General features: G+C 70.4%; 8 protein-coding genes. 4 read left to right on the plus strand and 4 right to left on the minus strand.

What is annotated here, in order from left to right:
- The first annotated feature begins 100 nt into the window (after window positions 1-100).
- Together ACIHFE_RS30235 and ACIHFE_RS30240 are read left to right on the plus strand one after the other, a co-directional pair.
- Complete coding sequence (locus ACIHFE_RS30235; RefSeq protein ID WP_400111611.1) at window positions 101-11,005, plus strand: amino acid adenylation domain-containing protein; 10,905 nt, start codon at window positions 101-103, stop codon at window positions 11,003-11,005.
- The gene (locus ACIHFE_RS30240) at window positions 11,002-17,925 is read left to right on the plus strand and encodes an amino acid adenylation domain-containing protein (RefSeq protein ID WP_400111613.1); all 6,924 of its coding nucleotides are present in this window, start codon (window positions 11,002-11,004) and stop codon (window positions 17,923-17,925) included. The genes ACIHFE_RS30235 and ACIHFE_RS30240 overlap by 4 nt, the downstream gene beginning before the upstream one ends.
- A 119-nt stretch (window positions 17,926-18,044) precedes the next feature.
- Here the strand turns inward: ACIHFE_RS30240 and ACIHFE_RS30245 are convergent, their stop codons facing one another.
- Genes ACIHFE_RS30245 through ACIHFE_RS30255 form a run of 3 tightly spaced genes read right to left on the minus strand, consistent with a single transcriptional unit; the run spans window position 18,045 to window position 20,859 of the window.
- Entirely contained in the window at window positions 18,045-18,815 is a 771-nt protein-coding gene (locus ACIHFE_RS30245; RefSeq protein ID WP_400111615.1) for an ABC transporter ATP-binding protein, read from the minus strand.
- The gene (locus ACIHFE_RS30250; protein ID WP_400111760.1) at window positions 18,812-19,777 is read right to left on the minus strand and encodes a FecCD family ABC transporter permease; all 966 of its coding nucleotides are present in this window, start codon (window positions 19,775-19,777) and stop codon (window positions 18,812-18,814) included. Before ACIHFE_RS30250 ends, ACIHFE_RS30245 begins: the two co-directional genes overlap by 4 nt.
- A gap of 47 nt (window positions 19,778-19,824) precedes the next feature.
- Window positions 19,825-20,859 (minus strand): ABC transporter substrate-binding protein, encoded by a 1,035-nt coding sequence (locus tag ACIHFE_RS30255; RefSeq protein WP_400111618.1) that lies wholly within the window; start codon window positions 20,857-20,859, stop codon window positions 19,825-19,827.
- A gap of 223 nt (window positions 20,860-21,082) precedes the next feature.
- Between ACIHFE_RS30255 and ACIHFE_RS30260 the strand changes: the two genes are divergently transcribed.
- A complete protein-coding gene (locus ACIHFE_RS30260) occupies window positions 21,083-21,493 on the plus strand; it encodes a cupin domain-containing protein (protein ID WP_400111620.1) in 411 nt (136 codons plus the stop codon).
- 175 nt (window positions 21,494-21,668) lie between these two features.
- Here ACIHFE_RS30260 and ACIHFE_RS30265 read toward each other — a convergent pair whose 3' ends face one another.
- A complete protein-coding gene (locus tag ACIHFE_RS30265) occupies window positions 21,669-21,956 on the minus strand; it encodes an antibiotic biosynthesis monooxygenase family protein (protein ID WP_400111621.1) in 288 nt (95 codons plus the stop codon).
- 100 nt (window positions 21,957-22,056) lie between these two features.
- Here ACIHFE_RS30265 and ACIHFE_RS30270 point away from each other — a divergent pair, with 100 nt between their 5' ends.
- Window positions 22,057-22,629: a TetR/AcrR family transcriptional regulator gene (locus tag ACIHFE_RS30270; protein ID WP_400111623.1), complete on the plus strand. Its 573-nt coding sequence runs from the start codon at window positions 22,057-22,059 to the stop codon at window positions 22,627-22,629.
- Window positions 22,630-22,675 lie beyond the last annotated feature (46 nt).

A 22,675-nucleotide genomic window follows, 5' to 3' on the forward strand; every position in this document is an offset into this window, starting at 1 on the left:
GCCGGAGTTTATGGTGCCGGCGGCTGTTGTGGTGGTGGATGAGTTCCCGTTGACGGCGAATGGGAAGCTGGATCGGGGTGCTCTTCCGGAGCCGGGGTTTGTGTCCGGTGTGGTGTCGCGGTCGCCGCGGACACCGGTGGAAGAGGTGCTGTGCGGGTTGTTCGCGCAGTTGCTGGACGTGCCTGAAGTGGGTGTGGAGGACAGCTTCTTCGATCTGGGCGGTCATTCTCTTCTCGCCACCCGCCTGATCTCACGTATCCGGTCCGTCTTCCAGGTGGATCTGGGCGTACAGGCGCTGTTCGAGGCACCCACTGCCGCCGGGCTCGCCAAGAAGGTCCTGGGGGCCGACCGCAAGCGTCCGGCGCTGGAGCCGGTGGCACGGCCCGAGCGGCTGCCGCTGTCGTATGCGCAGAACCGGCTGTGGTTCCTCAGCCGGCTGGAAGGCCCGTCGCCCACCTACAACATCCCCTTCGCCATCCGGCTCTCCGGTCCGCTGGACCGGTCCGCCCTGGCTGCGGCGGTGGCGGATGTGGTGGTCCGGCACGAGAGTCTGCGTACCGTTTTCCCCGAACGGAACGGTGCCCCGCACCAGCAGGTCCTCGAAACCACGGCGGCCCGGCCGGAGCTCACCGTGACGGAGATATCCGGGGACGAGAGCGAGGGTGAGGCCGCACTGCGGGAGGCGATAGACGCCGCAGTGGCCCACTCCTTCGACCTGGCCTCCGAACTTCCGCTGCGCGCAGAGCTGTTGGCCGTCTCACCGGATGAGTGCGTGCTGGTCCTGGTCGTCCACCACATCGCGGCCGACGGCTGGTCGCTGGCACCGCTGTGGCGTGATATCGCCACCGCCTATGCCGCCCGGCTGCGGGGGAGCGCTCCGGACTGGCGGGCGCTGCCGGTGCAGTACGCCGACTACACCCTCTGGCAGCGCGAACTGCTGGGCTCTCCGGACCAATCGGAGAGCACCATGGCCCGGCAGCTGGACTACTGGCGGCGGACCCTGGAGGGACTGCCCGAGCGGATCGAACTGCCGACGGACCGGCCGCACCCGGCGGTGGCCACCTACCGGGGCGGCACCTATGCCCACCAATGGAATGCCGAACTGCACCAGGGACTGACCGAGCTGGCGCACACCAGCGGAGCCACGGTGTTCATGGTGGTGCACGCGGCGCTGGTGGCGCTGCTGCACCGTTCCGGCGCGGGTGAGGACATTGCCATCGGCAGTCCGATCGCGGGCCGTACCGATGAGGCCCTGGACGAGCTGGTGGGCTTCTTTGTCAACACCCTGGTGCTGCGTACCGATGTCTCGGGTGACCCGACCTTCCGCGAACTGCTCGCCCGGGTCCGGCAGGTGGACCTGGACGCCTACGCCCACCAGGACATCCCCTTCGAGCACCTGGTGGAGGTGCTCAACCCGGCCCGCACCCTGGCCCACCACCCCCTGATCCAGGTGATGCTTGCCTGGCAGAACAACACCCGCGGCGACCTCGAACTCCCCGGGGTCGAATCGCGCGCCGAATTCGTGGAGATGGGCACCTCGAAGTTCGATGTGTCCTTCTACCTCGACGAGCACGGCGGGGTCGTCGAATACAGCACCGATGTCTTCGACGAGGCCACCATCGCGGCGCTGATGTCCCGCCTCGGCAGGCTGCTGACCGCGGTGATCGGTGACCCGGACCAGCGACTGAGCGGCATCGACCTGCTCTCCGCCGAGGAGCGCGAGCAGGTGACCACCGGCTGGAACAACACCGCACTCGAGCTGCCGCCGGTCACCGTGCCGGAGCTGTTCGAGGCCCAGGCGGCCCGCACTCCCGAGGCGGTGGCCCTGGTCGGTGAGGACACCGAGCTGACCTACGCCCAGCTCAACGCCCGGGCCAACCGGCTGGCCCACTGGCTGATCGAACGGGGCGCCGGGCCGGAGCGCACCGTCGGGCTGAGGCTGCCCCGGTCCGTCGAACTGATCGTGGCCATGCTGGCGGTTCTCAAGACCGGAGCCGCCTATCTGCCCATCGACCCGGCCTACCCGGCCGAACGCATCCGGTTGATGCTGGAGGACACCCGGCCCGTAACGGTCATCGACGGACCGGTGCACACCGAAGGCCGCCCGGAGAACAACCCGGCCGTACCGGCCCGCGACCCGCTGCACCCGGCGTATGTCATCTACACCTCCGGTTCCACCGGCACCCCCAAGGGCGTATGCACCACCCACCACAATGTGGTGGCCCTGGCCCTGGACCCGTGCTTCCGGCCCGAGGCCCGGGAGCGGACGCTGGTGCACTCGCCGCACACCTTCGACGCCGCGACCTTTGAGACCTGGGTGCCGCTGCTGGGCGGCGGCCGCCTGGTACTGGCCCCGGAGGGCGGGCTCACCCCCGCCGGCCTGAGCACGCTGGTCCAACAGCACGGCATCACCGGCACCTGGCTCAGCGCCGGCCTCTTCCATGCCTTCGCGGCCGAGGCCGCCGACTGCTTCACCGGCCTGCGCGAGGTGTGGACCGGTGGCGACGCGGTATCGGCGGCCGCCGTCCGGCGGGTCCTGGAAGCCTGCCCCGGGCTGGTGGTGGTGGACGGCTATGGCCCCACCGAGACCACCACCTTCGCCACCTGCCATCCGGTGCGCTCCGCCGCCGAACTGGGCTCCGTACTGCCCATCGGCGCCCCCCTCACCAACACCCGCGCCTATGTGCTCGACGACCGGCTGCGGCCGGTCGGCGTCGGTGTGACCGGCGAACTGTATATAGCGGGCGCCGGACTGGCCCGGGGCTACACCCGGCGCGCCGCGCTGACCGCGGAACGCTTTGTGGCCTGCCCCTTCGGGACCGGCGAGCGGATGTACCGCACCGGTGACCTGGTGCGCCGGCGCCCCGATGGACGACTGGAGTTCATCGGCCGCGCCGACGGCCAGCTCAAGGTGCGCGGATTCCGGGTGGAACCCGGCGAGATAGAGACCGCGCTGGCCGGCCACCCCGCCGTGGCCAAGGCCGTGGTGGTGCCACGCGCCGACCACGCCGGTGAACTGCGGCTGATCGGCTATGTGGTGGGCGCCGCCGGCGCCGGAACGGAGGAGACCGCCGAACAGGTCGGCGAATGGCAGCAGATCTATGAGGACCTCTACGCCGAATCCGCCTCCGCGGCCTGGGGCGAGAACTTCATCGGCTGGAACAGCAGCTATGACGAACGGCCCATCCCCCTTGAGGAGATGAGGGAGTGGCGGGACGCCACGGTGGAATCCATCCGCTCGCTGCGTCCCCGCCGGGTGCTGGAGATCGGCGTGGGCACCGGCCTGCTGCTCTCCCGGCTCGCCCCGCACTGCGAAAGCTACTGGGGCACCGACTTCTCGGCCGAGGTGATCGCCGCACTGCGCACCCAGCTCACCGACGAGCTGGCCGACCGGGTGGAACTGCGGACCCGGCCCGCCCACGATGTCGAGGGCCTGCCCACCGGCCACTTCGACCTGGTGGTGCTGAACTCGGTGGTGCAGTACTTCCCCAGCGCCGAATACCTGGCCGAAGTGGTGGAATCCGCCCTGAAGTTGCTGGCCCCCGGTGGCGCGGTGTTCATCGGCGACGTCCGCAACCTGCGGCTGGCCCGCACCCTGCACACCGCGGTACGCCTCCACCAGGCCGACGCCGACGGCGATGCCACGGCGATCCGGGCCGCCGTGGAGCGGGCCCTGGTACGGGACAAGGAACTGCTGGTCGCGCCCGAGTTCTTCACCTCCCTCGAAGGCGGCCCGGCGGACGCGGTCGAGGTCCGCGTCAAGCGCGGCCGGTTCCACAATGAACTCTCCCGCCACCGGTATGACGTGGTGCTGCGCAAACAGCCCGCGAGGACGCTGCGGCTCGGCGACATCTCCCGGCTGCGGTGGGGGCAGGAGGTCTCCGGGCTCGATTCCCTGGCCCAGTGGCTGAGCGCCGGGCGGCCCGAGACCGTACGGGTCTGCGGAATCCCCAACGGACGGCTGACCGCCGAAGTGGCCGCCATGCGCCGGCTGGCCGCCGGCGATCCCCTGGCCGCCGTCCAGCGGGTGCTCACCGGCCCAGAACACCCCGGAATCGAACCGGAGGAACTCCACCGGCTCGGCGCCGGCCTGGGCTACCGCACCCTGCTCACCTGGTCACCCGACGCCGAGGACCAGCTGGACGCGGTGTTCGTCACGGCCGCGGCGCATGAGGGCGCCGCCCTGGCCGGACTGTGCCGCCCCACGGCCGGAGCGGACGACCCCGCCTCCTGGACCAACAGTCCCGCCGTCTCCCGTGACCTGGGCTCCTTTGTACGGTCGGTGCGCGAACATGTCCGCGGCCGGTTGCCGGAGTTCATGGTTCCGGCCGCCATCGTGATGGTCGACGAGTTCCCGCTGACCGCCAACGGAAAACTGGACCGGGCCGCGCTGCCCGTTCCGGAGTTCCTGGCCGCCTCGGCCGCCAAGGCTCCCAGGACCCCCGTGGAAGAGCTGCTGTGCGGACTCTTCGCCCAGATCCTGGGCGTGCCCACGGTCGGCGTCGACGACAACTTCTTCGAACTGGGCGGCCACTCCCTGCTCGCCACCCGCCTGGTGTCCAGGGTGCGTTCGGTCTTCGGTGTGGAGCTCGGAGTCCGAGTGCTGTTCGAGGCGCCTACGGTGGCGGCGCTGGGCAGGCTGCTGGCCGGTGCGCAGCGGGCCCGGCTGGCCCTGGAGCCGGGGGAGCGGCCGGAGCGGTTGCCGTTGTCGTTCGCGCAGAACCGGCTGTGGTTCCTGCACCGGTTGGAAGGGCCGTCGGCGACTTACAACATTCCGCTGGTGGTGCGGCTGACCGGCTCGCTCGACCAGGAGGCGTTGCGCGAGGCGCTGGCCGATGTGGTGGCCCGGCACGAGAGCCTGCGCACCGTCTTCCGCGACCATGACGGCACGCCCTACCAGCACATCCTGGACGGACCGGCCGCCCGCCCGGACCTCACCGTCACCCAGGTCACACCGGACGCACTGGAACGCGCAGTGGCCTCGGTCGTACGCCATGCCTTCGACCTGGGCGAGGAACTGCCGCTGCGTGCCGAGCTGTTGAACAGCGCACCGGAGGAGTACACCCTCGTTCTGGTCCTGCACCATGTGGTGGCCGACGGCTGGTCGCTCCAGCCGCTGTGGCGCGACCTGGCCACCGCCTACGCCGCACGCTCGCGCGGTACCGCACCCCGGTGGGAGCCGCTGCCGGTGCAGTACGCCGACTACACGCTCTGGCAGCATGAACTGCTGGGCGACGGCGCCGATCCCGACAGTGTGCTCGCCGGGCAGCTGGCCTACTGGCGGCAGCGACTGACCGGGCTGCCGGAGCGCATCGAACTGCCCACCGACCGGCCCCACCCCGCCGTCGCCTCCTACCAGGGCGGCACCCACCCCTTCCACTGGGACGCCAACACCCATGCCGCGCTGGCCGAGTTGGCGCGCGGCAGCGGAGCCACCGTCTTTATGGTGGTGCACGCGGCACTGGCGGCCCTGCTGCACCGGCTGGGCGCGGGCGAGGACATCGCCATCGGCAGTCCGATCGCGGGCCGTACCGATGAGGCCCTGGACGATCTGGTGGGCTTCTTTGTCAACACCCTGGTACTGCGCACCGATGTCTCGGGTGACCCGACCTTCCGTGAACTGCTCGCCCGGGTCAGGGAAACCGACCTTGATGCCTATGCCCACCAGGAGGTGCCCTTCGAGCACCTGGTGGAGGTGCTCAACCCGGCCCGGTCCCTCTCCCACCACCCGCTGTTCCAGACGATGCTGGCCTGGCAGAACACGCCCGACGTCGGGCTGGAACTGCCCGGTATGACCGTGCAGCCCGCCCCGGTGGGCACCGGCACCGCCAGGATGGACCTGGTGATCAGCATCGCCGAGAACCGGAACGGCGATGGCGAGACGGCCGGACTGGACGGTGTGGTCGAGTTCAACACCGATGTCTTCGACAAGGCCACCGTCGCCACCCTGGTGGAGCGGGTGCACCGGGTGCTGACGGCGGTGGCGGCCGACCCCGGCCTCCGGCTGGGCGCCATAGAGCTGCTGGCCGAGGCGGAGCGCAGGGAACTGCTCACCACCTTCAACGACACCGCACACCGGCTTCCCGACCGGATACTGCCTCAGCTGTTCGAGGCGCAGGCGGCCCGGACACCGGGCGCGACCGCGCTGGTCCACCAGGACACCGAAATCGGCTACGCGGAGCTGAACTCGCGGGCCAACCGGCTCGCGCGCCGGCTGGTGGCCCAGGGCGTCGGCCCCGAGACTCCGGTGGCCGTGATGCTGCGCCGCTCACCGGAACTGGCCGTGGCCCTGCTCGCCGTGATGAAGGCCGGTGGCGTCTACCTGCCCGTCGACCCCGGCTATCCGGCCGAGCGGGTGGCCTTCATCCTCGAGGACGCCGCACCGCTGTGCCTGCTGACCTCAGCGGACCTCGCGCCGCCGGCCGGGGCACGGATCCCCAGGCTGCTGGTGGATGACCCCGCCATGGCCCAGGAGCCGGACGGCGACCTGACCGACGCCGAGCGGACCGCGGCTCTCCGCCCCCGGCACACCGCCTATGTCATCTACACCTCCGGATCGACCGGCCGGCCCAAGGGCGTGGCCGTCACCCACCACGGCATCGCAAGCCTCGCGGCCGCTCAGCGGGAACGGCTGGGGGTCTCCGGCACCAGCCGGGTGCTCCAGTTCGCCTCGCCGAGCTTCGACGCCGCGGTCTGGGAGCTGTGCATGGCGCTGCTCTCCGGAGCCGCCCTGGTGATGGCGGCCGAGGACGAGCTCGCCCCGGACCGGCTCGGCGCACTGTGCACTCGCCGGCGGGTGACCCATATGACGCTGCCCCCGGCCCTGCTGGCGGTGCTGTCGCCCCAGGACTTCCCGGCCGGTGGCGTCCTGGTGGTCGCGGGTGAGGAGTGCCCGCGCGAACTCGCCGCCCGCTGGTCCGCCGGCCGGACGATGGTCAACGCCTATGGCCCGACCGAGTCCACGGTCTGTGTCACGGCCAGCGCACCGCTCACCCCGCACACCCTCTCCGGGGCAGTGCCCATCGGCACCCCGGTGACCAACACCCGCGTCTTCGTCCTGGACGCCGGACTGCGCCCGGTACCGCCCGGTGTGGTGGGCGAACTGTATGTGGCGGGCGCCGGCCTGGCCCGCGGCTACCTCGGCCGCCCCGCGCTGACCGCCGAGCGGTTCGTACCCTGTCCGTACGGCGAGCCCGGTGAGCGGATGTACCGCACCGGCGACCTGGTGCGTCACCGGCCCCAGGGCGGGCTGGAGTTCGCGGGCCGGACCGACGACCAGATCAAGGTCCGCGGCCACCGGGTGGAGCCCGGCGAAATCGAGGCCGTCATGGCCCAGCACCCGGATGTCGCCCAGGCCGCCCTGGTGGCCCGGGGCGACCAGCTGCTGGCCTATGTGGTGCCCGCCACCACGACCGTACGGACCGGGCTCACCGCCCAGGTGCGCGAGCAGCTGCGCGGCCGGTTGCCGGAGTTTATGGTTCCGGCCGCCGTCGTGGTGCTGGACGAGTTCCCGCTGACCGCCAATGGAAAGCTGGACCGGGCCGCCCTGCCGGCCCCCGAGTTCACCACCACGGCCACCACCCGCGCCCCCAGGACACCGGCGGAGGAACTGCTGTGCGGACTGTTCGCCGATGTGCTGGGTGTGCCCACGGTCGGCGTCGACGACAACTTCTTCGAGCTGGGCGGCCATTCGCTGCTGGCCACCAAGCTGGTGTCCCGCATTCGCACGGCCTATGGCGTGGAACTGGGCGTCAAGACGCTGTTCGAGGCGCCTACGGTGGCGGCGCTGGGCAGGCTGCTGGCCGGTGCGCAGCGGGCCCGGCCGGCGCTGGAGCCGGGGGAGCGGCCGGAGCGGTTGCCGTTGTCGTTCGCGCAGAACCGGCTGTGGTTCCTGCACCGGTTGGAAGGCCCGTCGGCGACTTACAACATTCCGCTGGTGGTGCGGCTGACCGGCTCGCTCGACCAGGAGGCGTTGCGCGAGGCGCTGGCCGATGTGGTGGTCCGGCACGAGAGCCTGCGCACCGTCTTCCGCGATCATGACGGCACGCCCTACCAGCACATCCTCACCCCCGAGGAGGCCCGGCCCGCACTGCACATCCGGCTGGTGACCGGGACCGGGCTGGAAGAGGCGACCGGCGAGGCGGTCCGTTATGCCTTCGACCTGGGCGGTGAACTCCCGCTCCACGCCGAACTGCTGGTCCTCTCACCCCAGGAATGCGTCTTTGTCCTGGTGGTGCATCACATCGCCGCCGACGGACAGTCGCTGGCCCCCCTGTGGCGCGACCTGGCCACCGCCTATGCGGCTCACACCGGCGCGGCGGAACCGCGATTGCGGGCGCTGCCGGTGCAGTACGCCGACTACACCCTGTGGCAGCACCGGCTGCTGGGCGATGCCACCGATCCGGACAGCCCGCTGGGCCAACAGCTCAACCACTGGAAGAAGGTCCTCACCGGCCTCCCGGAACGCACCGAACTGCCCACCGACCGGCCCCACCCGGCGGTGGCCAGCCACCGCGGCGGTAGCCTCACCTTCCACTGGGACGGCCAATTGCGCGAAAAACTCACCCAGTTGGCGCGAACGGAGAACGCCACCGCGTTTATGGCGGTGCACGCGGCGCTGGCGGCGCTGCTCGCCCGTTCCGGCGCGGGTGAGGACATCGCCATCGGCAGTCCGATCGCGGGCCGTACCGATGAGGCCCTGGACGATCTGGTGGGCTTCTTTGTCAACACCCTGGTGCTGCGCACCGATGTGTCCGGTGACCCGACCTTCCGTGAACTGCTCGCCCGGGTCCGGCAGGTGGACCTGGACGCCTATGCCCACCAGGACATCCCCTTCGAGCACCTGGTGGAGGTGCTCAACCCGGCCCGTACTCTGGCCCACCACCCGCTGTTCCAGACGATGCTGGCCTGGCAGAGCGCCGGGCACCAGTCCCTGGACCTCCCCGGACTGTCCGCCGCACCCGTTCCGGCGGCCACCCGGACCGCCCGCATGGACCTGGTGTTCAGCCTCACCGAAGACCATGGCGCCAACGGCGGCATCGACGGCCTGGTGGAGTACAGCACCGACGTCTTCGACCACAACACCATCCAGACCCTGGTGGCACGGCTGGGACGACTGCTGGCGGCGGTCACCGCCGACCCCGGACAGCGCCTGGGCGACATCGATCTGCTGACAGCCGAGGAACGCCGGCAACTCACCGCCTGGAACGCCACCCACCGCGAGATCCCGCACTCCTCGGTCACCGAACTCTTCGAGGCCCAGGCCGAACGCACCCCCCAGGCGGTGGCCCTGGTGTCCGGCGATGAGCAACTGACCTATGCGGAGCTCAACGCCCGCGCCAACCGGCTGGCCCGGCTGCTGATCGAGCGGGGCGCCGGACCGGAGCGGCTGGTCGCACTGCGGCTGCCGCGCTCGGCCGCCCTGGTGGTGGCCCTGCTGGCGGTGCTCAAGACCGGAGCCGCCTATCTGCCCATCGACCCCGACTACCCGGCCGAGCGCATCCGTTACATGCTCGACGACGCCCGGCCGGTGGTGGTGCTCGACCAGGCGGAAGCAGCGGACGGCCATGCGGAGACCAACCTCACCGCACACCCCGGACACCCCCTCAACCCGGCCTATGTGATCTACACCTCGGGTTCGACGGGACGGCCCAAGGGCGTCACGGTGCCCCGCGGCGCCCTGCTCAACCTGCTGATGGACATGCGCGACCGGCTGGCCCTGGACACCGGCGACCGGTTCCTGGCGGTGACCACCATCGGCTTCGACATCGCCGGACTGGAGCTGTACGTACCCCTGCTCAGCGGCGCCCGCGTGGTGCTCGCCCCTCGCGAGGTGGTACGCGATCCCGCGGAACTCGGCGCCCTGCTCACCCGGTCCAAGGCCACCGCGATGCAGGCGACCCCCAGCCTCTGGCGGTCCCTGCTCGCCGAGGACATACCGCTGGACGGAATCAGGGCCCTGGTGGGCGGCGAGGCACTCCCCGCCGACCTGGCCACCGCGCTGTCCCGGCGCGCCGGCTCGGTGCTCAATGTCTACGGCCCCACCGAAACCACCATCTGGTCCACCTCGGCCCAAGTCCGCGATGCCACACCGGGAATCGGCACCCCCATCGCCAACACCGGGGCCCATGTCCTGGACCAGTGGCTGAACCCGGTGCCGGCAGGCGTGGTGGGCGAGCTCTACCTCACCGGCGCCGGCCTGGCCCGAGGCTACGCCGGCCGCGCGGGGCTGACCGCCGAACGGTTCGTCGCCTGCCCGTACGGCGAGCCCGGCGAGCGGATGTACCGCACCGGCGACCTGGTGCGCCGACGCCCCGACGGCGGACTGGAGTTCCTGGGCCGCGCCGATGGCCAGGTCAAATTGCGCGGTTTCCGCATCGAACTCGGCGAGATCGAAGCGGTGCTGGCCGAGCATCCGGCCACCGGGCAGGCGGCCGCCGTCGTCCACCCGGGCGGCACCCTGACTGGCTATGTGGTACCGGCCAAGCCGACGGACACCGCCGAACTGGCCGCGTCCCTGCGGGACTTCGCCCGGACCCGGCTTCCGGAGTTCATGGTGCCCGCCGTGGTCATGGTGCTGGACGCCTTCCCGCTGACCGCCAACGGCAAGCTGGACCGCGCGGCCCTGCCCGCCCCGGAGTTCACCACTGTGCCGTCCCGGGCACCGAGGACCCCGGCCGAGGAGACCCTCCGCGCGGTGTTCACCGAGGTGCTGGGCGTCCAGGCGGGAGTGGAGGACAACTTCTTCGACCTGGGCGGGGACAGCATCTCCTCGATCCAGGTGGTCGGCCGGGCCCGAGCGGCCGGAGTGCTGATCAGCCCCCGGGATGTGTTCCTCCACAAGACCGTGGCCGCCCTCGCCGCCATCGCCGGCACGGAGGAACCGGCGGGCCCGGCGGAAGCGGCCGGCACCCAGGACGACAGTGCAGCACCCAACAAGCCCCTGGTGAAGATGGACCGGGGCCGGATGTCAAAGCTCGAAGCAGCGTGGAGGAAGCGCAAGTGACCCAGTCGGAACTGATGGACATCTGGCCGCTGGCCCCCTTGCAGGAGGGCCTGTTCTTCCACGCCCGTTATGACGAGGACCAGGCCGATGTCTATGTGCTCCAGGCCGTCTTCGACCTGGACGGCCCCCTCGACCGCCAGGCACTGCGGGACGCGGCGGACGCCCTGCTGCGCCGGCACCCCAATCTGCGCGCCGGCTTCTGGGACGAGGACCTGGAACACCCGGTACAGCTGATCCCCGCCGAGGTCACCATCCCCTGGCAGGAGACCGATCTCGGCCACCTCCGGGAAAGCGCCCAACACCAGGAGCTGGAGCGGCTCCTGGCCGCCCAGCGAACGCTCCGCTTCGACCCGGCCGACCCGCCGCTGCTGCGCTTCGCCCTGGTGCGCCTGGGCGAGCAGCGGCACCGACTGGCGCTGACCGCCCACCACATCCTGCTGGACGGGTGGTCGCTGCCGGTGCTCTACCGCGACTTCTTCCACCTCTACCAGCACCATGGCGACCCCGCCGGCCTGCCACCGGTGACGCCCTACCGCGACTACCTGGCCTGGCTCACCGAACAGGACCCGGAACCGGCCCGGGCCGCATGGCGCAAGGCACTGCACGGAGTGACGCCGACCCGGGTGGTGCGCACCGAGCCCGAGCGGGCCGGCAGCCACCCAGAGCGGCTGGACCTGGAACTCTCCACGGAGCTCAGCACCGAACTGGCCGCCGCCGCCCGCCGCCTGGGCATCACCCTGAACACCCTTGTCCAGGGCGGCTGGGCCGTGCTGCTGCATCAGCTGAGCGGACGCGACGACTTGGTCTTCGGCGTGACCGTCTCCGGACGGCCGCCCCAACTGCCCGGCGTCGAGGGGATGGTCGGGCTGTTTATCAACACCCTGCCGGTCAGGGTCCGGCTCGACCCCGCCCGGCCCATGGCCGAGCTGCTCTCCGGCCTCCAGACCGAGCAGGCCGAACTGGCCGAGTACCACCACCTCGGCCTCACCGAGATCAACCGGCTGGCCGGCCACAATGAACTCTTCGACACCCTGATGGTGTTCGAGAGCTATCCCGTCGGCGACCCCCGACACCAGCCGGAATTCAACGGACTTCGCGTCAGCGGAGTAACCGGGCATGACGCCACCCACTACCCGCTCAGCCTCGCCGTGGTGCCCGGGTCCCGGCTGCGCCTGCGCATCGACCACCGCCCCGATGTGCTTGACCACGAGGCGGCCGAGGCGCTGGCCGGCCGGCTGGAAAGAGTGCTCAAGGCGATCGCCGCCGACCCCTGGACGCCGGCGGGCGCAATCGATGTGCTTTCCGAAGTGGAGCGGTTGCGGGTGTTGGGTGAGTGGGGTGGTGTGGTTGGTGGTTCTTCGGGTGGGTTGTTTGTGGAGTTGTTTGAGGAGCGGGTTGCGGCTGCTCCGGATGCGTTGGCTGTGGTGTGTGGTGGGGTGGAGCTTTCGTATGGGGAATTGAATGCATGGGTGAATCGGGTGGCGCATTGGCTGGTTGAGCAGGGGGTGGGGCGGGAGTGTGTGGTGGGGTTGAAGCTTCCGCGTTCGGTGGAGTTGGTGGTGTTGGAGTTGGCGGTGTGGAAGGCGGGTGGGGCGTTTTTGCCGGTGGATCCGGTGTATCCGGAGGATCGGGTTGCGGTGATGTTGGAGGGTGCGGGTGTGGGGTTGGTGGTGGATGGGCCGGTGGTGGCTGAGGGTTATCCGGAGGGTAATCCTGTGGTGGGTGGTCGTGGTGTGTTGGATGCGGCGTATGTGATTTTTACGTCGGGTTCCACGGGGCGGCCCAAGGGCGTGGTGGTGTCGCATGGGGGCGTGGTGGGTTTCGCGCAGGCCCATGCGGAGGCGTTGGGGCTGGGCGTGAAGTCGCGGGTGTTTCAGGCGGTGTCGCCCAGTTTTGATGTGGCGGTAGGGGACGTGGTGATGGCCTTGGGCTCGGGTGGGGCGTTGGTTTTGGGTGGGGCGGAGGGTTTGGTGGGGGATGAGTTGGCATTGGCGTTGGAGGTAGGTGGGGCGACGCATGTGGCGTTGCCGGTGTCGGTGCTGGCCTCCTTGCCGGTGGGGCGGGCACCGGAGTTGGCGTGTGTGGTGGTGGGCGGCGAGGTGTGTCCGGGGGAGTTGGCGCGGCAGTGGGTGTCGAGTGGTCGTCGGCTGGTGGTGGCCTATGGGCCGACGGAGGCGACGGTGTGTGTGACGTTGGGTGTGGTCAATGGTGAGGGTGATGATGGTCTGCCGTTGTTGGGGCGGCCCATTGATGGGGTGGGTTGTTTTGTGCTGGACGGGTGGTTGCGGCCCGTCCCGGTGGGTGTGGTGGGGGAGTTGTATGTGGTGGGTGAGGGGGCTGCGCGTGGATATGCGGGGCGTGCGGGTTTGACGGCGGAACGTTTTGTGGCCTGTCCGTTTGGTGAGGGTGAGCGGATGTATCGGACCGGGGATTTGGTGCGATGGCGGAGGGATGGTCGGCTGGAGTTCGCCGGTCGTGCGGATGAGCAGGTCAAGATCCGTGGTTTCCGGATCGAACCCGGCGAAATCGAAGCCGTCATCAGTGAATTCCCGCCCGTCGCCAGAGCAGTGGTCACAGTCCACCGTGACCAGCTTGTCGCCCATGTCATACCGGCCGACGACGCCGACCCGGCCGGAATACCGGCGGCCGTCCATGACTTCCTCCGCACCAGGCTTCCCGAATTCATGATTCCGGCGGCATTTGTCCTCCATGAGGAATTCCCGCTGACCGTCAACGGCAAGGTGGACCGGGCCGCCCTTCCCGAGCCGGTATTCGACTCCGGCTCCGCCCTTGCTCCTCGTACTCCGACCGAGGAAATTCTCTGCGGGCTGTTCGCCGATGTCCTTGGCGTGCCCGAAGTGGGCGTGGAGGACAGCTTCTTCGATCTGGGCGGCCACTCCCTGCTGGCCACCCGGCTGGTGTCCAGGGTGCGTTCCGCGTTCGGTGCCGAACTCGGTGTGCGGGCGCTTTTCGAGGCGCCCACCGTGGCCGCGCTGGCGCGGGTGCTGGCCGGAGCCGGCCAGGCGCGTGCGGCGTTGGAGCCGATGGCCCGGCCCGAGCGGCTGCCGTTGTCCCATGCGCAGAACCGGTTGTGGTTCCTCAACCGGCTGGAAGGGCCGTCCGCCACCTACAATGTGCCGCTGGTGGTACGGCTGACCGGCCCGCTCGACCAGGAAGCGTTGCACGAGGCGCTGGCCGATGTGGTGGCCCGCCACGAGAGCCTGCGCACCGTCTTCCGCGACCACAACGACACCCCCTACCAGCAGGTGCTGGACGGCGAGTTGGCCCGCCCCGCCCTGACGGTCCGCCCGGTGTCCCATGACCGGCTCGACGAGACGGTGGCCTCCGCCGTCCGGCACCTCTTCGACCTGGGCACCGAAATCCCCCTGCGGGCCGAACTCCTGGCACTTGGGCCCCAGGAGCACATCCTCACCCTGGTGCTGCACCACATCGCGGCCGACGGATGGTCCCTGGAACCACTGTGGCGCGACCTGGCCACCGCCTACGAGGCCCGGCTGCTCGGCGCCCACCCGAAGTGGGACGCCCTGCCCGTGCAGTACGCCGACTACACCCTGTGGCAACGCGACCGGCTCGCGCAGGCCCTGGAACCCCAACTCGACCACTGGAAACGGACACTGGCCGGACTACCCGAGCGGATCGAGCTGCCCACCGACCGTCCCCACCCGGCCGTGGCCGGCTACCGGGGCGAGACCCACACCTTCCACTGGGACGCCGAACTGCACCGGGGCCTGGTGGAACTGGCGCGCACCGGCGGCGCCACCGTATTCATGGTGGTGCACGCGGCCCTGGTGGCCCTGTTGCACCGATCCGGTGCCGGCGAGGACATCCCCATCGGCAGCCCCATCGCGGGCCGCACCGACGAGGCCCTCGACGAGCTGGTGGGCTTCTTCGTCAACACCCTGGTACTGCGCACCGATGTCTCCGGCGACCCCACCTTCCTCGAACTGCTCGCCCGGGTACGGGAAGTGGACCTCGATGCCTACGCCCACCAGGACGTGCCCTTCGAGTACCTGGTGGAGACGCTGAACCCGGCCAGAGCGCTCTCCCACCACCCCCTGTTCCAGACCATGCTCGCCTGGCAGAACACCACCGGAGCCCGCCTCGACCTGCCCGGCCTCACCGCCGCCCCGGTTCCGGCCGGCACCGCGACGGCCAGAATGGACCTGGTGTTCAGCATCGCCGAGCACCCGGAGGGCGGCCTCGACGGCCAGGTCGAGTTCAGCACCGACACCTTCGACCGCGCCACGGTGGCATCCCTCACGACCCGGCTCGGCAGGCTGCTCACGGCCGTCATGGCCGACCCCGAACTACCGGTCGGCGAACTGGACCTGCTCGACGAGCGGGAGCGCCGGCTGACCCTGGTGGAGTGGAACGACACCACACGCGAACAGCCCACGGCCGGCCTCGCGGAACTCTTCGAGGCGCGGGCCGCACTCACCCCCGACGTTCCGGCCGTGGTCTGCCAGGACACCGAGCTGACCTACGCGGAACTCAACTCCCGGGCCAACCGGCTCGCTCACCTGCTGATGGGCAAGGGCGCCGGGCCCGAGCGGGTGGTCGCCCTGAAGCTGCCCCGGTCCGCCGAGATGGTGGTGGCGATACTGGCCGTACTGAAGTCCGGCGCGGCCTATCTGCCGGTCGACCCCGGCTACCCGGCCGAGCGCATCGCCTACATGCTCGACGACACACGGCCGGTACTGGTCCTCGACCAGCCGCTCGCCACCGAGGACCAGCCCGATACCAATCCCATGGTCACCGGCCGCCATCCCGCCCAGCCGGCCTATGTCGTCTACACCTCCGGTTCCACCGGCCGCCCCAAGGGCGTCGCCATGCCCAGCGGTGCGCTGGCCAACCTGCTGGCCTGGCACGGCAAAGTACTGCCGGCCACACCGGGCACCCGGACCGCCCAGTTCTCCGCGCTCAGCTTTGACGTCTCGGTACAGGAGATCCTCTCCACGGTGCTCTCCGGCAAGACACTGGTGATCCCCTCCGACGACATCCGCTACAGCCCGGAACTCCTGGCGGACTGGCTGGAACGGCACCGGGTGAACGAACTGTTCGCCCCCAACCTGGTCATCGACGCCCTGTGCGAGGCGGCCCTCGCCAACGGCCACGCCCTGCCCGCACTGCGCGAGGTGGTCCAGGCCGGAGAACCGCTGACCTTGAGCCCGCATATGCGCGAGTTCTTCCGGCAGGTTCCCGGACGGCGACTGCACAACAACTACGGGCCCAGCGAGACCCATGTGGTCACCGCGCACACCCTCCCCGAGGATGTCGCCGCCTGGTCCACCCCGGCCATCGGCACCCCCGTGGACAACATCCGCGCCTATGTGCTGGACGAGCGCCTGCGCCCGGTGGGCATCGGGGTGACCGGAGAGCTGTACCTGGCGGGCGCCGGACTGGCCCGCGGCTATGTCCGCCGTCCCGCGCTGACCGCCGGGCGCTTTGTGGCATCCCCCTTCGACGCGGGGGAACGGATGTACCGCACGGGCGACCTGGCGCGCTGGTCCGCCGACGGCGAGCTGCGGTTTGTCCGCCGTGCCGACGACCAGGTCAAGGTACGGGGCTTCCGGATCGAACCCGGCGAGATCGAAGCGGTGCTGGCCGAACACCCGGGTGTGTCCCGGGCACTGGTGTCGGTCCATGAGGGACAACGGCTGGTCGCCCATGTGACCACCGGCCGGCCCGATCCCCAACTGCCCGCCCTGCTCCGCGAGTTCGCCCGTACCCGGCTGCCGGAGTTTATGGTTCCGGCCGCGGTGGTGGTGCTGGACGCCTTCCCGCTGACCGCCAATGGCAAGCTGGACCGGACCGCCCTGCCCGCACCCGAATTCGCTTCCTCGTCCCGCGCGGCCCGCAGCGAGGAGGAGCGGCTGCTGTGCGAACTGTTCGGCGAGGTGCTGGACACCACGGTGGGCGCCGACGACAGCTTCTTCGACATGGGCGGACACTCCCTGCTGGCCACCCGGCTGATGTCCCGGATCAAGGCGGTCCTCGGTGTGGAGCTCGGCGTACGCGCCCTGTTCGAGGCCCCGACCCCGGCCGCGCTGGCCGGCCGCCTGCACGGCGGGACGGCCATGGACGCCCTGGGCGTCCTGCTGCCCCTGCGGACCGCCGGCAGCCGTCCGCCGCTGTTCTGTGTCCACCCCGCCGCGGGCATCAGCTGGCCGTACGCCGGTCTGCTGGGGCATATCGCGCCCGGCCGCCCGGTCTACGGGCTCCAGGCACGCGGCCTCACCGGGGCGCAGCCGCCCGCCGCCGCCATCGAGGAGATGGCCGCCGACTACCTGGCGCAGATCCGCACCGTACAGCCCAGCGGGCCCTACCACCTGCTCGGCTGGTCCTTCGGCGGACTGGTCGCACACTCCATCGCCACCCGCCTGGAGGCCGAAGGGGAAGAAGTGGGACTCCTCGCCGTCCTCGATTCCTTCCCCCCGGCCCGCAGACCCGATGAAGAACTCCCCGAACTCGGCCGGAACGACATCCTGGCCCTCCTCTTCGAGGAGATCACCGGCTATGACCGCGGACAGCCGGGCGAAAAGGACCTGTCCCCCGAGGAGTTGACCGAACTGATCCGCGGCCAGAGCGGCGCGCGGGCCGACCTGCTGCTGGAACAGGACGTCCTCACCCGGGTCATCGGGCTCTTTATGCGGGTGCCGGAACTGCTGGACGCCTTTGCCCCCCAGCGGTTCGGCGGTGAACTCACCCTGTTCACCGCCGAGGAATCCGCGGCCGAATGGCCCTCGGACGACCCCCGCCGCTCCCCGGAAGCCTGGCTGCCCCATGTGGCCGGCGGAGTGCGCGTCCACCCCGTCCCGGTACGGCATGAGCACATGCTCAAGCCCGAGGCGCTTTCCCTCATCGGGCCGCTGCTGAACGCGGCACTGGAACGGCGGTAACGGCAACAGCGTGCCCGGCGGGCGTGCCGTTGACGGCCGCCGGGCGGATCGCTGTTCAGCGGTGCGCACCCGGTCGAACCGGCGCCGCAGACACCAGGCCGTGGCCCGCTGCCGGAGGACTAGGCCAGCGGGTCGGCCCCATAGCTGATGCGCACCACCCCATCCCGGTGCCGCTCGGCGGTGGCCGCCACCCCGAAGATGTCGCGCAGCAGAGCCGGGGTCAGCACCTCAAGCACCCCTCCGGCGGCGGCCACCGTGCCGCGGTGCAGCACCACCAGCCGGTCGCACAGCCGGGCGGCCAGATCCAGGTCATGCAGCACGGCCAGGGTGGTGATCCCGGTGGAGCGGACCAGCCGCAGCAACTCGAAACGGGCCCGGATATCCAGGTGGTTGGTGACCTCGTCCAGCACCAGCAGCCCCGGCCGCTGGGCAAGTGCCCTGGCCAGCAGCACCCGTTGGCGTTCACCACCGGACAGCGAGGTGAACTCCCGCCCGGCCAGGGCCCGTACCCCGCAGCAGTCCAGGGCCTCCGCCACCGCCGCGCGGTCCTCGGCACCGTCCCGGTCCAGCAGCCCATGGTGCGGGGTACGGCCCAGGGCGACCACCTCGGCCACCGACAGACCGGCCGGGCCACCGGCGTCCTGCAGCACGGCCGCGGTACGGCGGGCCGCGGCCCGCGCCGAGAGCGACCACACATCGTCCCCGTCCAGGCGCACCACCCCCGAGCGGGGCCGCAGCGAACGGTAGACGGTGCGCAACAGGGTGGACTTACCGCTGCCATTGGGCCCCACCAGGCCCACGATCTCGCCGGTGCGCACCCGCAGCGAGACGTCCTCCAGCACCGGGTCGTGGTCCAGGGTGATGTGCAGCCGCTCGATGGTGAGTTTCATAGGGAGTCCAGGCTCTTGTTGCGGCGCAGCAGCCATAGGAAGAACGGCGCGCCGCACAGTGCGGTGATGATGCCGAGGGGCAGTTCATCGGGCCCGTGGACGGTGCGGGCCAGCAGGTCCACGGCCACCAGGTACGCCGCGCCGGTGAGCGCCGCCTGGGGCAGCAGACCGCGGTGGTCGGCCCCGGTGGCCAGCCGCACCAGGTGCGGGATCATCAGGCCGGCAAAGGCGATGCCCCCGGCGACGGCGATGACGGTGCCGGTCAGCAGCGAGGACAGCACCAGCAGCACCGCCCGCAGCCGGTGGACGTCCACGCCCAGGGCGGTGGCGGACTCGTCCCCGGCCAGCAGGGCGTTGAGCCGCCGGCCGAAGAGTGTCAGGACGGCGGTGGTGGTGACCACCACGGTGGCCACCACCGGCAGTCGGCTCCACTGCGCCCCGGCGACACTGCCCAGCGTCCAGAAGATCACCGAACGCAACTCGGCGGGCGTGGCCCGTAGTTGCAGATAGCTGGTGGCGGCGAACAGCACCTGGCCGATGGCCACCCCGGACAGCACCAGCCGGGTGGGGGACAGCCGCCCGGCCCGCCGGCCGAGCAGGAAGACCAGCGCCACGGCGGCCATGGCGCCGGCGAACGCGGCCGAGGACACCGCCGGCCCGCCCAGGGCGCCGCCGGCCAGGGTGGTGACCAGTACGGCGCCCAGCGAGGCGCCGGAGGAGACACCCAGCACATAGGGGTCGGCCAGCGGATTGGCCACCACCGCCTGGAGCACCACGCCGGAGGCGGCCAGCCCCGCCCCGGCCAGCGCGGCCAGCAGCACCCGGGGCACCCGGAACGTCCACACGATCTGGTCCAGGGCCGGATCGGCGCCGCTCTCCCGGCCCGTCAGATGGCCCAGCACAATGCGCCAGACCTGGCCCAGCGGCACATCGACCGAACCGACGCCGACCGCCACCAGCATCACCGCCACCAGCCCGACCAGCAGGGCGCCGGTGACCAACCGCGGCCTCAGCGGCCGCGGAAGGCGTCCGGGTGCAGCATCCTGGCGATCGCCCGCACCGCCAGATCGTTGCTGGGGCCGAGGTAGAGGGAGTCGGACAGCACGGTGTAGCGGTTGTTCCGGGCGGCGGGCCACTGCGGGAACTCCTTGAACAACATGCGGGCGAATCCCGCCGGATCGGAATCGTGACAGCCGATGACCACCAGGGCGTCCACCGGCTCGGCGGCCACCCGCTCCTTGCTGAGGTCGGCGAACGGCGCCTTGCCTGCCGAGGCGAAGGCGTTCTGGCCGCCGGCCCGGGCGAGGATGTCATTGAAGACGCCATGAGCGGCGATATAGCTCAGGTCATGGCCGGTACTGGAGAAGATCACCATCACCTTGGGCGCCGGCCTGCCCCCGACCTTGGCGGCGACGCCGTCAATCGCCTTGCGCGAGGCGGAGATCAGCCGCTCGGCGCGATCGCTCACCCGGAAGATACGGCCGAGGTCGCGCAGCAGGGCATAGCTGTCGGCGATGGTCTGATGGGAGGTGTCCTGGTCACAACCTCCCGGTGAGACATAGGAATTGGCGCCGACCGCGGCCAGCTCCTTGCGGGTGGCGACACCATTTCCGGCGTCGAAGCCATAGGAAGTGGGGGAGAGGACCAGATCCGGTCGCAGGCCCAGCATCGCCTCCCGGGGTATCTCCAGGGCGTCGTTGAGCTTCAGCCCTCCGGTGGGCAGCGCCGCGATGGCCCTGGCCCGGCCCTTGACCTCGGACCGGCCATAGGACTGGACATTGGCCACGATGTGATCGCCCAGCCCCAGGGCCAGCAGCGAGGAGACCTCGGCGACGGACGCGCCGTTCATCACCACCACCCTGCGGGGGGCCTTGGTGTAGGCGGTGCGCTGACCACAGTTGTCCATGCTCACGGGATAACCGGCAGCGCCGGCACCCGCGCCCGCCTCGTTCCTGGCATGTGCGGGTGCGGGTGACCCGCACCCGGTGGCCCCCCAGAGCGCCGCCGCGACCAGGGCCGCGACGGCGGAACGTCTGCCGGGCATAAGTCCTCCCCCTCAAGATCCGCTCCTTGTCCCACGGTTAGTCGGCGCGCGGGGCGGCTGGGTTCCCGGAGGGTCGGGGAATGTCATCAACTCGGCCCAGGGGACGCTGCTTTCCGGGTGCGCGTAATTGCTGGTGCAGCAACGAAAGTTGTCGCCCCGGGAGCGGTGGTCGCAGCCTGGTGCGCGGCCAAAGCCCACCTCACTCAACTCAGGAGGCCACACGATGACCACCCACAACGTGCCCCAGAGCAATCGCGTCCACCACGTCCGGTCCGGCGAGTTGGCTGGCTATGCCGCCATCAGCGGCGGCACCGCTGGCTCGAAGAATCTCTGGATGGGCCTGGTGGAGAACCCGCCGTTGAGCGCGACGGACAACCACCACCACGGCGAATCGGAGGCGGGGGTCTATGTGGTCAGCGGCCACCCCGTCTTCGTCTACCACGACGGTACCCAGGAGGTGCGGATCGCCGCCCATCCCGGCGACTTCCTGCTCGTCCCGCCGTTCGTCCCGCACCGCGAGGAGAACCCCGACCCGGAGGAGCCCGTGGTCGTGGTGATTGCACGGACCACGCAAGAGCCGATCAAGGTGTCCGTGCCTGCGCTGTACCAGCTCCAAGAGACGCAAAAGCAGTAGGAAGAGGCTTGCCTCCGAAATAACACCAGCCTGCGGAACGGCCCCGAGCATGTCCGTTGATCACGCCGTCGCACCGGGAAGTCCGAGTTCCCCGACAGCGCCTCTCGGCGTCAGCTTTGTGGACGTGGCGCCAAGGGGATGCGGCGAAGTCGAGCGCTGATCCTTCGCGGCGTTCCTACCGCGACACAAGGAAGTGGACCTCACGGGGCCGGACCTCCAGGTCGCTCAGGCCGTCGGGCGTCGCGCCCATCTCGCGGGCGAGGCCGGCCGTGGCCCGGAAGGCATCCTCGGACTCGAACGCGCCGGTGGTGACGACGGCGCCGCCGTCCGGGGTGACCCAGACCCCGACGGACAGGAATCCCGGCTGCTGCCGCATCGCCTCGGCGACCTGGTGGCACTCGGCAACGAACTCATCGACGTGTTCGGGGGCCGGGTAGTGGAAGGCAACGAAACCGAATGACATGACGGTGTCCTCTCTCGAGTTATACGATGCCGTACAACACGAGGCTAGATGTGTTGTACGGCTCCGTACAACACATCTGACAGGGTGAGGTGAGCCACAGATGGGCGCATTGCGCACACCGCGCGAGAAGTGGGTCGAGGAAGGACTGCGGGCGCTGGCCGCGGGCGGTGTGGAGGCGGTGCGGGTCGAGGCACTCGCCAAGGCGTTGGGGGTGACCAAGGGCGGCTTCTACGGGTACTTCGCCGACCGTGACGCACTGCTGGCCGAAATGCTGGACACCTGGGAGCGCGAGAGCGTGGACGACGTGGTCGACCAGGTCGAGCGGGAGGCTGGCGACGCGCGGGACAAGGTCCGCCTGGCCGGGCAGCTCACCTTCTCCAGCGACCGCCTGCTGCCCATCGACCTGGCCATCCGCGACTGGGCCCGCCGCGACCACGCCGTCGCCGAACGCCTGCGCCGCGTGGACAACAAGCGCATTCAGCTGGCGCGCGACGCCATCGGCACCTTCTGCGACGACCCTGACGAGGTCGAGGCCCGCGCCCTGCTCGCCTTCTGCACGGCCATCGGCAGCCACTTCCTGGCCGCCGACCACCCCGGCACCACCCGCGCCCCGGTCATCGCCCGCGCCGCCGACATCATCCTCGACCTTCCGCGTGGCAACCCCGGCGGATGACCACCTGCCCAGTAAGTGCGCTGCTGGTCCTTGCTGTTCGGCCCGG

This window comes from Streptomyces sp. NPDC052396 (assembly GCF_044593195.1).
In the GTDB taxonomy this organism is placed as follows: domain Bacteria; phylum Actinomycetota; class Actinomycetes; order Streptomycetales; family Streptomycetaceae; genus Streptomyces.